The sequence below is a fragment of the uncultured Ruminococcus sp. genome, assembly GCA_902785355.1.
Classification (GTDB): domain Bacteria; phylum Bacillota; class Clostridia; order Oscillospirales; family Acutalibacteraceae; genus Ruminococcoides.
On the sequence record CACZYF010000027.1, the window covers coordinates 1 to 16,092 of the forward strand.

General features: G+C 53.4%; 14 protein-coding genes. All 14 read right to left on the minus strand.

The window, feature by feature from the left end; translation table 11 throughout:
- Positions 1 to 754: 754 nt before the first annotated feature.
- Positions 755 to 1,321: a hypothetical protein gene (locus R2I50_RS07120; RefSeq protein WP_316608467.1), complete on the minus strand. Its 567-nt coding sequence runs from the start codon at positions 1,319 to 1,321 to the stop codon at positions 755 to 757.
- 9 nt (positions 1,322 to 1,330) lie between these two features.
- Positions 1,331 to 1,534 (minus strand): hypothetical protein, encoded by a 204-nt coding sequence (locus R2I50_RS07125; RefSeq protein ID WP_316608468.1) that lies wholly within the window; start codon positions 1,532 to 1,534, stop codon positions 1,331 to 1,333.
- A 443-nt stretch (positions 1,535 to 1,977) separates the two neighbouring features.
- Positions 1,978 to 2,385, minus strand: coding sequence for a HEPN domain-containing protein (locus tag R2I50_RS07130; protein ID WP_316608469.1), 408 nt, complete (start codon positions 2,383 to 2,385; stop codon positions 1,978 to 1,980).
- Positions 2,375 to 2,719: a nucleotidyltransferase domain-containing protein gene (locus R2I50_RS07135; RefSeq protein WP_316608470.1), complete on the minus strand. Its 345-nt coding sequence runs from the start codon at positions 2,717 to 2,719 to the stop codon at positions 2,375 to 2,377. The genes R2I50_RS07130 and R2I50_RS07135 overlap by 11 nt, the downstream gene beginning before the upstream one ends.
- Before the next feature lie 441 nt (positions 2,720 to 3,160).
- Positions 3,161 to 3,754, minus strand: a complete 594-nt coding sequence (locus R2I50_RS07140) for a sugar O-acetyltransferase (protein WP_316608471.1) — start codon at positions 3,752 to 3,754, stop codon at positions 3,161 to 3,163.
- A gap of 71 nt (positions 3,755 to 3,825) precedes the next feature.
- Complete coding sequence (locus tag R2I50_RS07145) at positions 3,826 to 4,086, minus strand: PqqD family protein (RefSeq protein WP_316608472.1); 261 nt, start codon at positions 4,084 to 4,086, stop codon at positions 3,826 to 3,828.
- A 95-nt stretch (positions 4,087 to 4,181) separates the two neighbouring features.
- Positions 4,182 to 4,811: a hypothetical protein gene (locus tag R2I50_RS07150; protein ID WP_316608473.1), complete on the minus strand. Its 630-nt coding sequence runs from the start codon at positions 4,809 to 4,811 to the stop codon at positions 4,182 to 4,184.
- 105 nt (positions 4,812 to 4,916) lie between these two features.
- Positions 4,917 to 5,093 carry a hypothetical protein gene (locus tag R2I50_RS07155; RefSeq protein WP_316608474.1) on the minus strand — a complete coding sequence of 59 codons (177 nt, stop codon included), beginning with the start codon at positions 5,091 to 5,093 and terminating at the stop codon, positions 4,917 to 4,919.
- 31 nt (positions 5,094 to 5,124) lie between these two features.
- On the minus strand, positions 5,125 to 5,496 hold the full coding sequence (locus tag R2I50_RS07160; RefSeq protein ID WP_316608475.1) for a dockerin type I repeat-containing protein: 372 nt from the start codon (positions 5,494 to 5,496) through the stop codon (positions 5,125 to 5,127).
- A complete protein-coding gene (locus R2I50_RS07165; protein ID WP_316608476.1) occupies positions 5,486 to 5,932 on the minus strand; it encodes a hypothetical protein in 447 nt (148 codons plus the stop codon). Before R2I50_RS07165 ends, R2I50_RS07160 begins: the two co-directional genes overlap by 11 nt.
- Before the next feature lie 168 nt (positions 5,933 to 6,100).
- Entirely contained in the window at positions 6,101 to 6,403 is a 303-nt protein-coding gene (locus tag R2I50_RS07170; protein WP_316608477.1) for an STAS domain-containing protein, read from the minus strand.
- Position 6,404: 1 nt separating this feature from the next.
- Positions 6,405 to 8,384, minus strand: coding sequence for a SpoIIE family protein phosphatase (locus tag R2I50_RS07175; protein ID WP_316608478.1), 1,980 nt, complete (start codon positions 8,382 to 8,384; stop codon positions 6,405 to 6,407).
- Positions 8,385 to 8,388: 4 nt separating this feature from the next.
- A complete protein-coding gene (locus R2I50_RS07180) occupies positions 8,389 to 10,122 on the minus strand; it encodes an MATE family efflux transporter (protein WP_316608479.1) in 1,734 nt (577 codons plus the stop codon).
- Between the two features lie 10 nt (positions 10,123 to 10,132).
- Positions 10,133 to 16,069, minus strand: coding sequence for a non-ribosomal peptide synthetase (locus R2I50_RS07185; RefSeq protein WP_316608480.1), 5,937 nt, complete (start codon positions 16,067 to 16,069; stop codon positions 10,133 to 10,135).
- Positions 16,070 to 16,092 lie beyond the last annotated feature (23 nt).

Genomic DNA, 16,092 nt, shown 5'->3' on the forward strand with positions numbered 1-16,092 from the left:
ATGTAGGAATTCACTGTATCACCTACCCCTAAATTCTGAAGAACACTTACAAGGCAAGCGGTTGGTATGTCACGCTTGAAAGTAGGCTTACAAGCGTGACAGAGCAACCGCTTGTAAGGGCCCCAATAAACCAAACCCTATTTAACATAAGGCATTATACACATTACTGTGATATAAATATACTAAGTGTTCTCTTTGTTATAATACCATATTATTACAAACAGTTCAACAAAAATCGACAAAAATGATTGTGATTCTTTTATATGGGACAACACCAAGTATAAAAGGCTTGATTTAGGAATTATCATGGAACAAAATGCGTATTTATATGGCTTTCTAGTATGATTATCTTGCGTATTTTTGGAAATGCGCTGTAAACGGAAAAATCCTATTGTTTATAGTAACAGCGTTGCAGTCAAAATATAATTGTGACGCTGTTGTTATACGGCAAGCCCATAAAGATATGTAACTCTCTCAATTTGAGAAGTGTTTTGCCATTTAGCACGGTCATATTCTGCTTGTCGTACAGGGCACATTACGTTTGATATGGAAGAATCTGACGAGGAAGGAAGATGCTGGTCATGCTTTGTCAAAAAATGTTGGGGTTTCGGTTGCTTCATCAATCAGCTTTCCGGCAAGCGAAGCATTCATCAAGCGCAATACCGATGATTCCGCCCGATTATAAGACAGCGGATTGATGCTGCCATACCATACAATTTGGTTGTCTAAAACAGTGTATTATACGAAACAAGAATCAAAGTGACGATATTATCTTGCCGTTTAGTTTTGCATACATATAAACGTCTTTGAAATCGTTGCGGGCTTCAGTGCTGAAATAAATGTTTTGCACCATAGTCAATCCGTCGGAAATGATGCAATCACGGAACGGAATCAGCGTTGTATCCAGCAGGATCGGCGGCATCCTATTCGCAAACATGACGCTCCATGGATCTGTCAAGCCTTTGACTAAATAGACATTCCCGACTTTTGATTCAATAAAAATCGAACCTTTTGCGAGATGACGTTCCAGAATAAACTGACCGGAGACAGGATGTCTCCAGCGTTCTAAAAGAGTGCGCTCTGCAGCGCTTAATCTATCTTCGTTTGCTTTAATAAATTCATCGATGGTATCTGTGTTCTGCCATAATACGTCTGCGACCTCTTTCAAATCTTCAATATAAGGATGACCTGAACGAAGATCTTCATCAAGATACTCATTGATTCCATACTTTTGATTCGTGAATTGTAACAACGGAATGAACAAATGGAAAAAGGTTCTTCTATCCTCTGCTGATAAAGTGGCTTTGCTTACATTACTCATATTCTTCTCCTACTTAGCGGTTCTTTTGCGGTTCCATTCGATGACGGTACCGATATTGTCGATGATAAAATGCTGAGCGCTGTGGGTGTAGAACACGCCCTCGTACGGCGTGCCGTACTGATTGGTGCGCTCCTCGGTGATGATGCCGATGTTCATGCCCTGTGCGGTAGGACGCTTCCTTGTTTTGTCGTTGACGATATAATCCGACAACATACCGATCTCGGTCTTTTATATACTGCGGATTCACCAGATCATTTAGTCGTTTTGTCAGCTCAGAAACTGAGATAGGTCGCTCCGAAAAAGCAAATTGCTTTAGCTGTTCCGGCGTAACGGTATATTCCGCTCTGTCCGGCATTTCCACCTTGAACTTCCCTTTGTTGTCTACGATCTGTTTCAGTATCCCTGACACATAGAACAGACATCTGGAGATTCTAACGTTATTAACTACATCTGTTTCATTTACTTCCGTATCTGTCAGCGGATTCACGCCGTTAGCGAGCTTTTCCAGATACATCTGCGCTCTGGCGATGGTTTCGATTTCGGTCATATGTATGCTCCTTCGCATAAATTTGGTTAATGCTTCTGAGGTTATTGATTAAATACATTTGAGGTAATAATCAAAAAACAGCCGCACCCTGATAAATGGCGCAACTGTCCTATGCTTGATTATACTGTTTTTCTAAATACTTCTCAACCTCGGAAACAAAATGTTCAGCCTTTTGAGATTGAATCTTGACATCTTCTTTTGAGATGATATAAAAATCATCATAATCACTGTCTTCTCTGATAACCTCCAGATCATCGATAATCTTTGACATTTCGGTACTGAAAATCCCTGTTTTAATATAGCTTTGCCTGAAACGCGCAATGATACCGGAATGCTTTTTGGAGTCAAAGCCATCCAAGGCAAGAACAGCTCTCATCGCAGAGAAAACAGCATAATAAAGTCTGTTGGCTACAGCTTTGTAATCTCCGGCATCTAAAAGTATTCCGGCTGTATTCATTCTTTCGTGAGCAATCTCCAGCCGCCTTTTTGATAACTCTATTCTGTATTCATGCTCCAATGCGGATACCCTCCTTATCGACATTTTGATAAAACGGTAATACACCCATATACTTGTTGAAGGTATCAACGTCCTTGATCAGGGGAACAATCACGAGATTGTATTCCAAACCTAATTCGGATGATTTTGAGGTGATAGAAGATCTGTACTTCCACAGTTCCTCGGGAGCGATTCCTTTGACCAAGATCATTATATCTACATCGGATTCCGGAGTATAGTCTCCCCGAGCGTAGGAGCCGTAAAGGATTACGGAATCCAACTGCTCGCCAAATGTTTCTTTTGCGGTATCGGCTATTTCGGTCAGGATGATCTGTAATTCACTTTTGGTACACATAGGAACTCTCCTTTCAATAGGATAATTTGATTATATCATATTACAATCTTTTTGTCTATTATTCTTTTGCAAATCCGAGAGTATAAGTCCATCTATAGCTATTATTTCCTAAGTATATATACTTATGGTGTTGTCAATATCATTCAAGAAATTACCTGCAATAAAGCTCATGGGTATCAATCATAGTAGCAATCATTTGACCTGACTACCTACGAGGATGATTCTCCTATTATTCAGAGTCAATCGATCAAAAGAACGGTACTTTACCGAATTATTATTCTAATATAGAAATTTATCAAAAAGAGATTCGTATATTATGCTGATTTAGAGAATATTCAAATGATACAAGAAGCAATTCCGCTGAATAAGGATCGTCTTTCATTTGCTTCGAAAAGAATTGTATAACTAAAAACGCAGGGGATACCATTGCGCCGGAGAGGTTTATTTCTCATATCCGATTGCGCTGTCGGTTTCGCCGCTTTCTGTCAGACGCTTGATGATTCGTGCGGGATTCCCGGCAATTACTACATTATCCGGGAAAGATTTGGTGACCACGGAAGCGGCGGCAACGACGGTGTTATCGCCGATCGTAACGCCGGGGAGTATCGTTACCCCTCCGCCGATCCAGACATTATCGCCGATATTGACCGGCTTTGGGATACCGATCTTCTTCCTTCGTTCTTCCGGATCAAGAGGATGACCGATCGCGTAGATACATGTTTTCGGTCCGATCATACAATGCTCGCCGATCCTGATCGGGGCGGCGTCAAGAAACACGCAGTCAAAGTTCATGAAGAAATCATCGCCCGCAAAGATGTTATATCCGTAGTCGCAGTGAAACGGCGGCTTTACGGCGATGTTTTCCGTGCAGCTTCCCAGCAGTTCTTTCAGCAGCGCTTTTCTGACGGATTCATCCTCGGGTGAATGATTAAAGCGGGAGCAGAGGAGCCGCGCGTTTTTCTTATCCTCCATGAGTTGGGGATCGTTTGTAAAAAACGGTTCGGCGTCTGTCATTTTTTCTCGTTCGGTTTTCATTGCGCATTTATCCTTTTTATTATCATCATAATCCCGGCATTTGCCGTTTCCTTACGGCTCAGACTCCGGGCTCATTCCTCGATCGCGCCGATGCTCCTGAGCTTCTCGAGCACGGAGCGAACATCCTGCGCCATCTCGCTGCGATCGCCGACAAACTCGGCGGCAAGCGCGTCAACAATCTTCTCCTCGGTCGTATCCGTCTTCAGACAGTTCAGGATCGCGCCTACCGTTGCGTTTCCTTCTTCCAACCCGTGAAAGGGCGCCGCTGCGGTAGGCACCAGCAGGGTGTCCCCGTTGATGGAATAGATCACAAATGCGTCGTTGAGTTTCATCTTGAGCTCCTTCATGTCCGGCCTTTAGGTTTCTTTACATAATCATGGTTTCTATGCTCGCTTGCAGCTGAACGAATCATCATCCGGTGCTGAGGTCACGCTGTCGGAGTCGGCTCCGGCGGGAGCAAAAAGTAAGCGGATAAACCGATAAAACCGAGGAAGAACAGCGGTCGGCTGACGGCGGATCTAAGGTAACTCGTTTCTGTTCCGATGCCGTATATGAATAAGAGAAGCGCCTCCAGAATCATGCTGAGCAGAAACAGGATCAGCGCGATCATGGGAAGCTGTACGGCGGCTTTCGGATAAACGGCAAGCTTCGGCAGAATGAAAGCGTAGTAGATAAGCAGAAGGGCTATTGCGACCTGCGTAAGCAGGTAGGCGCAGGCGTACAGTACGGTATGAAACTGTGAGAAATCCAGATAGGCGGATACCTTCGTAATCATCCTCAGCTTCAGCAGAAATACGATCACCAACCCGGCGACGAAGGCGATTCTCCTCACGATCAGGATATGGATCGTCTCAGGCTTCAGGTTACAGGTCCAGGCGAACAGGGCGAATACGGCGAACACAATCGCTACCGCCGCGCTGATCACCCTCGCTGTTGAGGATAAATGCCGTGCGTCCCTGATCAGGATAAATACGCTGTAAGCGGCGTAGGCGGCGAACATGACGCCGGTGAGTGCGGCAACGGTCAGCCTTGCCGTCGGTTTATACGGTTGTTTCATCATTTCCTCCAAAAAACGGACAGCGGCGTTTGCAATAAACAAACACCGCCGAAGCAGAGGCGGTATATTTCACCCGCCCGAATTAATTATCATCTACTTAAAGTATCAGTCGTCAAACCATGCACCGGGCGCCTTGTTAAAGCTAAAGCTTTTAAACGTGCCGTAGCGGTTCTCATGCTCATACATAAGGGGCGTGATCGGTTCGATCGTTTCCGGCGTCATGATAACATCTTCTTTATCAAATTCTGTAATTCTCAGGTTTTCGCGTTTGTACTCTTTCATTCAATACACTCCTAAGAATGTGCGCTAGATATCAGGGCTGTATGATCTCGCGTCCCCATCCGTCCTCATCCGTAGGCGGCAGGGTGGGCTGCGTCGTAGGCAGTACGCCGATCGGATACGGCGTTTCAATCGACGCAAGACGGCGCTGGATATAGGTAGCGTCCATGATCTCGATCTCGCCGTTGCTGTCTATATCGGCAGCCGTTGCGTTAATTGACGTATCGTCGCTTTTTGAGATATCCGCGAGCTTCCATTGTAGGATCGTCGCGTCCATGATCGTAACCTGACCGTCGTTGTCAACGTCCCCGAGCAGCGTTCCGGACGCGAATGCGATCGCGCCGGTGAAAGCGAGTGATACGGCACAGAATAATACCGATATGGTCTTGCTCAGTTTATAGATCATTGAAGTTCACCTCGGCGTTATCTCTGTTTTCCGGGTCCGGAGATACGGGGGTATCGGGTTGAGCGTTATTCGGCTCGGCCTTTTGCGGATCGTTGTTATGCGGCTTTGAGCTGTCGGAATCAGACTTTGACTTAGCCTGAGAGTCGGAGTTATCCTCGCTGTTGCGTGCGGTTGAGCTGTGACCGCCGTTTTGAGCGTCACTCTGCTTATCGCCGCCGGAGCCGATCGTTTCAGCGCCGCTCTGTCCGGCGCTTTTGCCCAGGCTGTCCTCAGCAGAAGTCTCGGCCGCTTCGGTCGACCCCGCTTCCTGAGAAGCGGACTGCCCGGAGCCGCTTTGCGAGGGGGTCGCGCCGCTGTTCTTGCTGCCGGCGCAAGCCGTAAGGCTGAGTATAAGAGCGATCAGCAGAATCACCGCTGAGAAATGAATCTTTGACAATTTATTCACCTTTATACGTCATTTAGTCTATTTTACATCTGTGACAGGAAAAAGTCAATATGCAATCGATCTTTCTTACATATTATAAAGGCTTTGCCAAAGCAGCTCAACAGACCGCCCGCCGAGCCGATACGAATACCCGCTGAGTCGCAGGCGATCCGACCCCGCTCAGGCGGGGATGATCTCGAATTTCTTATCAAAGCCGGTCAGGCGGAAAACATCCATCACAGCGGGCATGACCCCGTATACGGAGAGACTCCCGCCCTTTGCGGAAACGGAACGGAACAGTCCGACGATCTCGCGCAGTCCCGCCGAGGAGATGTACTCGGTACGGCTCAGGTCGAGCCTTACGTTCTGCGGAAGGTCGAGATGATTCAGCTCGCCGTGAAGCTCGGGCGCGGTCATTGTGTCCAGCCATCCCTCCACGGCGATAATCAGGGTGTCGCCGTCAAGCGTTTTAGTGATCGTCATGTTATTTCACCTCGTCAAAGTACAGATACAAATGATTCTTGCCGTCGCGGTACTCATAGCGGTATCGGTCGGCTATGGAAAATGTCAGGAACCTTCCCAGTCCGCCGATGCGGTTCTCGTGATCGTATTCATCGATATCGAGCATCTCCTCGGTGGGGTCGAACGGCTTGCCGCTGTCGGAAAAGACCATTTCAACCCCATTGGGATCGACACTGAGCCTGAGCTCGACCTCGCCGGTTCCGTCGTATGCGTAGGAACAGATATTCACGAATATCTCCTCCGCCGCGAGGAAGAGCTTCTTCTTGAAGTCCTCGCCGATCGGCAGGGAGAAGATTGCCTCCTTGACCCTCGGGAGCTGAGCGATCTCTGAGGGCAGGGTGATGACGGCGGGGGAGGGGAGCCTCTTGATCCGGAGCGCCAGCATGGTGATGTCGTCGTTCTGCTCGGCTCCCTCGGTGAATCGGTTCAGGTCGTCGAGTACGACGTCGATAGGATCGCTGTCGTCACGCTCATAACAGCGAGCGAGCTGACGCTCCAGCCGCTCGTTTTTGTAGAAGCTTCCGTCGGTGTTCTTCGCTTCGTTCACGCCGTCGGTGTACATAAAGAGTACCTCGCCGCCGCTGAGCTTCACGGTCGCGTTCTCATAGACCTCGCCCGGAAAGAGCCCCGCCGTTACGCCGTGAGCGCCGGTCAGCGCGGTAAGCTTATCCGAAAGAATATAGGGATAATTGTGACCTGCGTTCGAGTAGGTCAGCTCACCTGTCGCGGGGTCCCAGACCGCGACGAAGGTCGTGATGAACAGCCCGCCGGGGTTGTACTCTGCCAGCGTATTGTTGAACTCCGTCAGTATCTCTGCCGGAGAGCAGCCTCTTAGGGCGTTCTGGTGCAGCAGTGTGATCGCGCGCGACATGAACAGCGCCGCCGTGATACCTTTGCCGGCTACGTCGCCGATCGCTGCGAACACCCTGCCGTCATCGAGGATACGGTAGTCGTACAGATCGCCCCCGACGTCCCTGGCAGGCAGCATATAAGCGCGCAGCGCAGCTATTCTGCTGTCATAATTCTCCGGCTGGAGCAGACCCTTCTGGATGTTGCGGGCAATATTCATCTCCGCTTCACGGGTGTGCTTCTCCCGGTTGAGCGCGTCGATATCGTCTATGTAGCGGTTGATCTCAACGGTCATGGTGTTGAAGGAGCGCGACATCTGAGCGAGCTCGTCGCTCCCTTTGACCGGCAGCTGACCAAGCCCCTTGTCGCGGTCGGAGACAAAGCTGTTCATGCGCTCGCTGATCCGGCGCAGCGGCTTTGTGATCATAAAGTACAGAATCGTACCGAAAAGGACGATCATCAGCACGGTGATTATGATCGTCAGCAGGGCGATCTGCCAAAAGCGATTCCCGAAGCTGCGGTTGATACCGTTAAGCGAGATCTCCGCGCCGATGATGATGGGAGAGTCGTAGCTGTGGTAGCTGTAGTCAGAGGAGCTGTAGTAGCTCATAACGGGCATATAGCAGACCAGCGTATCGTCCAGATGGTTGGTATAATGGTAAAACACGCCTTCGGTGTTTCCGTTATATGCCTCGAGTTCCTCCTCAGTGACCTGACCTTCTACGCGGTAGCCGATGTAGCGGGTCCTCTTCGCTTCCTCAGAGGCGTCCTCGCCGAAGCCGATCACCAGGTAGGTCTCGCTGTTCTGTACGGGATCCACCCTTACCGCGTAGATGTAGGTAACATCGAACATCACGCAGTACTGGTCGAAGCTGCCCTCGCCCTGAATCTTCACGGCGGTGTCGTATAGGTCGACCGCTTCACAGTATTTGGCGGTTGCCGCGGCGGCGTTCTGGATATTCTGCTTGCACCGTTCGAGGTTACTCTCATAGGTGATGTTGTAAGTCAGGATCAGCACGAACGCCTCGAGCGCCAGTATGATCGGCAGCATGAGCAGTCCGATCTTGATAAAGATAGATTTCTGATTCTTCATACCGTTACCTGTTGACGGTCACGACAGTGACGTTGAAGCCGAGAACACGGTTGTATTCAACGGACGAGGTCAGCGAGCGCACCAGCTTGAGTCCGGTCACCTCGCGTCCCGTATCATCCACATATTCGGTCGGGTTGAAGATTTTGCCGTTGTCCCTGAGTCGGAGCACGACGGCGTTGTCGGATACCTTAACATAGATATCCACGCTGTCGGACTGGGACTTAGAGGCGTACTTGGCGGTGTTGACGCACAGCTCCTCCACCGATACGCCGATGTTATGAGCGAGGTTCTTCTCCACGCCCTGCTCTTCACAGAAGGCGACGGTCTTGTGCGCGGCGTCGGTTGCTTCTGTGATATTGTTATGGATGGAGAAGTCGAGCACGGGGCCCTCTTCGCCGTCGATCAGGAGGTAGTTATCCTTTTTTCTGACAATTTTGCAGATCACCAGGATGATGGCTGTGATCAGCACCGTGAGCGCCTTGGAGAAGGGGAACGACGACCACATCCAGTAGATGTCGATCTTGGAGAGGAAGTACATCAGCGGTACAACGGTGGCAAAACCGTCCAGAACGACCAGGATATTCGCCAGCCACCGCTGCTTGGTCGCCTGGAAGAAGGAGCGCATGACATAGATCACGGCGAGGATCGGGATGTTGATCGACATGACGCGGAAGGTCACCGCAAAGATCGAGGTGATCGAGGGGTCGGTCAGTCCGTACAGCGCCGCCAGCGGGAGGGGGAAGAGCATCGAGACGATCATGATGATCATCGACAGCCCCACAGTCACCCACATGCCGTAGCGCAGGGCGAGCTTCTGACCGCGGATGTCGCGCTCGCCGTACAGCGCGCCGAGGATCGGCAGCAGCGTCATGGTCGCGCCTTCAACGAAGATGAAGCACAGGCTGTTCAGCGAGAAGGATACCGAGGCGATCTTGGTGCCCATCGTACCCGTAGCGGAAAGGATGATCGCATTGGTGCAGAACAGTCTGAGAAAGTTGCATACGTAGATCAGCGCCGAGGGCAGACCTGTGCTGAGTATCTTGCCCATCAGCCTGAGGTTCTTCCACGCCCGCTGCGTGAAGTGTACAGAGCGCTGGGGGCTTCTGAAGTAGCCGATGACCAGTAGGGAGCCCAGCGCATAGCCGACGACGGTCGCCCAGCCCGCTCCGGCAATACCCCACTTGAATATTGCCATAAAGATATAGTCGCAGATCAGGTTGATCACGTTCGATACGATCGGCAGGGCGGTCGCCAGCTTCTTCAGGCCGTCGGTACGGGCGAAGGCGGCGGTCTGGTTGTTCAGGGCGGTCAGCGGCGTGAGCACCCACAGGGGAATCAGATACGCCGCGACCAGGCTCTCGAGCTCGGGCTTGTGCTGCCCGAGCAGCGAGGCGGTCGGAGCGGTCAGCATAACGCCGATCACGGTGATCACGACGCTCGAGATTATACCTGCCCAGAAAGAGATCGTAAAGACGTTATCTGCCTTTTCATTGTCGCGCTTGCCCTTGTACATGATCGCGAGGGTGTTGCCGCCGAAGGTGAACATCGCGATCGGGATGCTTTTCAAAAAGCTGATGGAGTAGGTCAGGTTGATCGCCGACAGCTCCAGCGTGCCGAGGATCTGACCGACCATGATGCCGTCGAGGATACTCGACAGGTACATCGACGCCGTCATCGCGAGCGTTGACACCAGCAGATTGCGGTAGGTTTTATTAATCAGTGTTCCGGTTCGTTTCATCGCTTGCCTCTTATCTGGTCAGGTTATCGCTGTCAAAGAAACGGAAGCCCTTGAGAACGTTGATGAAATCGTTGACATACCGCTCGTTGCTCGCATTCCAGAAGAAGCCCATACGCGCCAATATCTGGGTCGTGTAGTGGGATTCAAACGGCAGCGCGACGACCTTCTTACCGTGAGCGGTGTTCATGTAGGCTGTCATGGAGGACAGGATCGCCGCTTTGTCGGGATCCTTTTGCGCCTCTGTCAGCGCGTGTGCGAACTCTTCATATTCCACAAAGCGGATCGGAATACCCGCCGCGTTCATCTGACGGATGATATCGCCAAGCGGCAGGGTGTGGTTGTTGACCGCGTTGAACACGGTGCAAGCCTTCGGCGTCTTGGCGAGTAGGAGGAAGGCGGCGCAGGAGGTGTCGATCGGTCCCATGCAGACCTGGTTCTCGATCATCTGGAACGGGAAGCAGCCGAGCAGCTCATAGGAGCGCAGTCTGCCCATGAAGTTGTTGGTCAGGAAGTTGATCTGGAACTCGCCGTCCGATTCACGCGCGGCGAGCGTGCCGACGCGGATGACCTTGCCGTCAAGTCCCTGCTCTGCGACAGCCTCGAGCACCATGCGTTCGCCCATGAGCTTTGAGGAGGTGTACTTGTTATCGAGCGTCTGACCGTAGTAGAAGCTCTGCTCGTCCAGCGAGCGGCGGCTGAGTTTTTCAATATCGTCGGTAGTACCTGCGACGGAAACGGTCGAGAAGTGTACGAGCCTTGCGCCGCGCTTCTCGCACAGGCGGATGCAGTTGACCGCGCCGCCGACGTTGATATCCTCGATATCGGTGCCGTTGCTGAAGTGCTTTACGTTCGCCGCACAGTTGAATACCGTGTCGATCGGCTCGTTCTCGAGCGGCTCAAAATACTTGTAGTCGGTGACGTCGCCCTCTACCACGCGGACGCGGCTCTTGAATACGTCCTCAAAGCGCGTTCCGAAGTAGTAGAACAGCATATTGTGCATGCGCTCATAGGCGGAGCTGAACTTGCCCTTTCGCAGCATACAGTAGACGAGTCCGTCCTCGCGGTCGAGGTACTCGGCGACCAGGTGAGCGCCCATGAAGCCGGTCGCGCCGGTGATCAGCACGTTGCCCAGCTCCCTGAGCTCTCCCTCGCGGAAGGAGTCGGCGTTATTCTCGCTGAGGAGCTCGTTGATCTTGGTGTAGTCGTAGTCGTCAAAGTTGAAGGTTCCGCTCTGCGCAGCGACCTCGCCGTCCCGGAACAGCTCGGCGAGCGCACGCGGCGTTGTGTACTTGAAAACGTCGCCGTAGGTGATCGGGAAGCCGTTTTCCGATGCATCCAGTACCACGGCGGTTACCACCAGCGAGGTGCCGCCGATCTCAAAGAAGTCGTCTGTCGCGCCGACGCGGTCGAGGTTCAGCGCCTTCTTGAAGGATTCGCAGAAGAACGCCTCCGTCTTGTTGGCGGGAGCGACAAACTCGCCCAGCGATACCGGTATGGGCTCGGGGAGCTGACGGATGTCGGTCTTTCCGTTCGCGGTCATCGGCATCTGCGCCATCTGTAAATAAGCGGTGGGCACCATGTAATGGGTCAGGTGCTTTTTCAGCTCGTCGCGCAGCGCGTCGATGTCGATCTGCTCCCGGGCTGTGAAATAAGCGCACAGGTTGTCCTGACCGCCCAGCTTGCGAATGACAACGGCGACCTTTTTGATACCGGGCTGAGCCGCGATCAGTCCCTCGATCTCACCCAGCTCGATTCGCAGACCGCGCAGCTTGACCTGGTTATCCAGTCTGCCGAGGATGATGACGTTGAAGTCCTTGTCGTACTTGGCGTAGTCGCCCGAGCGGTACATCCGCTGACCGCGGTAGGTGACAAATACCTGTGCGGTCTTTTCGGGCAGATTGCGGTAGCCCTCGGCGACGCCCGCGCCGCCGATATACAGCTCGCCGATCACGCCGTAGGGCGCGATATCGCCGAACTTATCCACGATGTACTCGGTGTAGTTGGTGAGGGGTCTGCCGATATTGACCGCCTTCGCGTCGTTGAGCACGGCGGCGTTGGAGGAGACGGTGATCTCGGTCGGACCGTAGGTGTTGACGATCAGCGCGTCGGGGGCGCACTCCTTGAGGCTGTCGCGCAGCGAGAGCGGATACGCCTCGCCTCCCGACATGATGAGTCTGCAGTTCTTCAGCCCGTCTTTGAACGGAGCGTACTCCATGTATTGGAGCAGGCGGGAGGGCGTCGCGTTGACGCAGTCGACCCTGTGATCCGCCATCAGCTTAGCCAGCGCGCGGGGATCATTCATCTCATCCTCGGCGGCAAAGACCAGCGTCTTGCCGTTGCACAGCGCCGCGGCATGCTCCTTGAAGGACATGTCGAAGGAGACCGTGGTCACTGAGAGATAGCATGTTGTGCGTTCGCAGATGTTATGCATGATGGTGTTGTGCGGATACGGGGTGAGGTAGTTGCAGATGCCCTTATGGCGCAGCATTACGCCCTTTGGCTTGCCGGTGGAGCCGGAGGTGTAGATCATGTAGCTGAGTTCCTCGCCGGTCATTTCGAGGTCGGGGTTCCCCGCAGGCTCTCCCGCGAGTATCTGCATGACGTCGATCGCCTTTTCGGCGGGGTAATCGGCGAGCTTGTCGGCAGTGGTGATGATGTAGCTCGCCTCGGAGTCGGTAATGATGTGGTTGATGCGGTCGGCGGGATACTGTGGATCACAGGGGATGAACGCCGCGCCCGCCTTGTTCACGCCGAACATACAGGAGAAGAAGCAGGATTGCCTGGGCAGCAGCAGGGCGACGCTGTCGCCTGTCCTTACGCCGCGGGCGATCAGGTTACGGGCAACGATATTCGCCGAGTCGTTGAGCTCCCGATAGGTCATGGTCGCGTCCTGAGCGATCAGCGCGGTCTTATCCGCGTTCTCTTCCGCGCTCTTTTCAAAGAGCCGATGCAGCAGAACGGTCGGAATCTCTGCGCTCTCTACGCTGCTGTGACGCTCCATATCGGACATCTGACGTTCGGGGAGCTCCATCGCTTCGCGGACGGTCTTTACGCCGCCTGCGAGCAGGTCGAGGGTATGACGGAACTGCTCGATGAAGTTCTCGATGACAGCGTCCTCGAACAGCTCGGACGAATACTGCACCATAAAGTGCAGGCCTTTCGCACCCTTGCGGATGACGAAGCCGATATCGCGGCTCATCTTCTGCAGCGGCGCGTACATCTCGACGGACAAGCCGTCTTTATCGTAAGCGGGCGGGTTCCACATGAAGTTGACGCTGACGTCAAACATCGGATTGCGGCTCTCGTCGCGCTGTTTTACAAATTCTCTGACCACGTCCTCAAAGGGTAGGAACGCGCCGTAGGTCACGCTGCGTACCGCTTCGCTGACGGAGGCGATGTAATCGGTGATCTCGGCGTTTCTCCGCGGCTTGACGCGGACGGGCGCCGTGTTGACGAACATGCCGATCACATCGTCCGCGCCGTTCGGACGGGTGTTGGTGGGAATGCCGAGAACGACGTCCTCGGCGGTCGTATATTTGCCCAGCGCCATCGCGATCGCCGAGAAGATCAGCTCGAACTCGGTCACGGTGTAGCGGCGGGCGGTGCTGTCGAGCACGCCGAGCATCTCGGTATCATAGTCGAAGTCGATCTGCCTGTCGGACAGCGGATGCACCTTCGGACGCTTGCTCTTGAGCGGCATCTCGTTGGCGGGTACGCCGTCCTTGAACAGCTCGCGGTAAAACGTAAGACCGCTCTCGTATTTTTCGTTGAGGCTGTCGGAATAGAGATCGCTCAGGTCAATCTCGGAGGGGCTGATCTTTTCGCCGTTCAGCCCGGCGATCAGCTCCTTGACAAAGGTGCCTGCCGAACCGCCGTCGAAGGCGATGTGGTGGATCGCGAGGTGCAGAATGACGCTGCCGTCGCTGACGGTATAGAGCGTGGGGATAACGGGGATATCGCCGTTCAGGTCGAAGGGCACGGCGTAGCTGTCGACCTTTGCGATGACCTCGTCGCGGGATTCGGCTGATTCAACGCGGATATCGGGGAGCTTTTCGGTCAGGATACGCACGGGAAGACCGTTTTCCTCGCCGTAGAAGGAGTGGAACGCCTCGTGTGCGGCGAACACCGTATTCAGCGCTTCCTTCACCTTGTCGAGGGACGCTCCCTTGATGATCGCGGCGATATTGAGGTTGTAGACAACGGAGTCGGGGTTCATCTTCTGTTCAAGATACATCCCGCGCTCGAACGGGGTCAGCGGATAGACCCTGACCTTCTTCGTGTTCTTCCTGACATGTTTTTCGGACGCCTTACGGATCAGGAGCCGCTCGATCATACGCGGGGTCTTGCCGGCGAAGATATCGGCGGTGGTTAGCTTGTACAGCTCACATTCCGCGGCGACCATAGCGCACTTGATCGAGTCGCCGCCCAGCGCGAAGAAGTCGTCGTCGATACCGACGTTCTCTACCGCCAGCACCTTTTCATATGCGCGGCACAGCGCCTTCTGCATATCCGTTTCGGGAGCGGTGTAGTCGTTCTTGAACGCGCCCGCTTCGGGAGCCTCCAGCGCGTTTCGGTCGAGCTTGCCGTTCGCGTTGACGGGCAGCTTGTCCAGCTTGACGAAGAACGCGGGGATCATGTAGGACGGGAGCTTTTCGGCGATCGATTCCTTGATCTCGTCCGCGTCGACGGGTTTGTTCTCGACATAGTAGGCGACCAGGTAAACCTGTCCGAACTGATTTTTGAAGTCCTTGATCGCGGCGTCGTGAACGCCGTCGGTGTTCTTGATGATCGTCTCGATCTCACCGGGCTCAACGCGCTGGCCGTTGATCTTGACCATCCAGTCCTTGCGGTTGAGATAGATGATGTTTCCGTCGCTGTTCCGGCGGACGATATCGCCTGTTTTCAGCAGCTTCGGATAACCGTCCTCGGCGGCAAAGGGGTTGTCGACAAAGGTTTTCCCGGTCTGCTCCGGCAGGTTGAGATATCCTGTCGCGAAGTGGCCCGACAGGCATAGCTCGCCCTCGTCGGAGAGGTTGCCCTGCTCATCCAGGATATACGCCTTTTCGTCACCGATCGGCTTACCGATGGGGGTATTATCATATTTTTTATCGACCTTGAAGCCCATTACGGCGGAGGCTGATTCTGTCTGTCCGTACATGACGTAAAGGTCGAATTTGTCGGAATAGGTATCGGATACGCGCTCGCTGCCGGTAAAGACGCACTTGAGCGAATCGCCCTTGGGCTTGAATACCTTGAGCATCTTCGGGCTGATGAAGGTGCGGTTGATGCCGTTTTCCTCAATATAGTCGGCGAGCAGGATCGGGTCGCGCATCGCCTCATACGGCATCAGGTACGCAACCAGCCGGGAAGCAAGCGGCGCAAAGACGCCCTGTACCGAGGCGACGAAGGTGAACGGAGCGCCGAGCGCGGCTCGAAACCCCGGTCTGACGTTCGCGAAGCGGATATAACGGATGACGGATTCGCCGATGCTTTGATGTGAGTGCAGAACGCCCTTGGGCCTGCCGGTGGAGCCGGAGGTGTAGATCAGCAGCGAGGGGTCGTCGTCCTCGGGCTCGATCTGACCCTCGAAGGGAGTCTCGCTGTTGATCCTTCTGAGGAATTTCTCGTTGATGATCGCTTTGGCGTGACAGTCGGAGCGGATATACTCCAGTCGCTCGGCGGGATAGGTCGGCGACAGGGGAGCGAAGGCGGCGCCCACCAGCCACACGGCGTACATCGCGGCGATATACTCCTTGTTGCGGGGCAGTTCAATGGTGACGAAGTCACGCCTGCCTACGCCCAGCCGATTCAGCTTGCCTGCAATCAGACGGGCGCATGCGTCGAACTCGGCATATGTAAAGGTATTGTTCTCACCCTGATCCACGATGATCGTGCAATCGGGATGGTTCTTGATGTTTTCGCTGATTAAACGGATCAGTTCGCTCATAGTGACCTCCTGAATATATGATG

Excerpts from the sequence above, each read along its gene's own strand:
- R2I50_RS07185 (WP_316608480.1), bottom strand. The coding sequence starts at position 16,069 with ATGAGCGAACTGATCCGTTTAATCAGCGAAAACATCAAGAACCATCCC.
- R2I50_RS07135 (WP_316608470.1), bottom strand. The coding sequence starts at position 2,719 with ATGTGTACCAAAAGTGAATTACAGATCATCCTGACCGAAATAGCCGAT.
- R2I50_RS07145 (WP_316608472.1), bottom strand. The coding sequence starts at position 4,086 with ATGAAACTCAACGACGCATTTGTGATCTATTCCATCAACGGGGACACC.
- R2I50_RS07125 (WP_316608468.1), bottom strand. The coding sequence starts at position 1,534 with ATGTTGTCGGATTATATCGTCAACGACAAAACAAGGAAGCGTCCTACC.
- R2I50_RS07175 (WP_316608478.1), bottom strand. The coding sequence starts at position 8,384 with ATGAAGAATCAGAAATCTATCTTTATCAAGATCGGACTGCTCATGCTG.
- R2I50_RS07180 (WP_316608479.1), bottom strand. The coding sequence starts at position 10,122 with ATGAAACGAACCGGAACACTGATTAATAAAACCTACCGCAATCTGCTG.
- R2I50_RS07150 (WP_316608473.1), bottom strand. The coding sequence starts at position 4,811 with ATGAAACAACCGTATAAACCGACGGCAAGGCTGACCGTTGCCGCACTC.
- R2I50_RS07170 (WP_316608477.1), bottom strand. The coding sequence starts at position 6,403 with ATGACGATCACTAAAACGCTTGACGGCGACACCCTGATTATCGCCGTG.
- R2I50_RS07140 (WP_316608471.1), bottom strand. The coding sequence starts at position 3,754 with ATGAAAACCGAACGAGAAAAAATGACAGACGCCGAACCGTTTTTTACA.
- R2I50_RS07120 (WP_316608467.1), bottom strand. The coding sequence starts at position 1,321 with ATGAGTAATGTAAGCAAAGCCACTTTATCAGCAGAGGATAGAAGAACC.
- R2I50_RS07155 (WP_316608474.1), bottom strand. The coding sequence starts at position 5,093 with ATGAAAGAGTACAAACGCGAAAACCTGAGAATTACAGAATTTGATAAA.
- R2I50_RS07160 (WP_316608475.1), bottom strand. The coding sequence starts at position 5,496 with ATGATCTATAAACTGAGCAAGACCATATCGGTATTATTCTGTGCCGTA.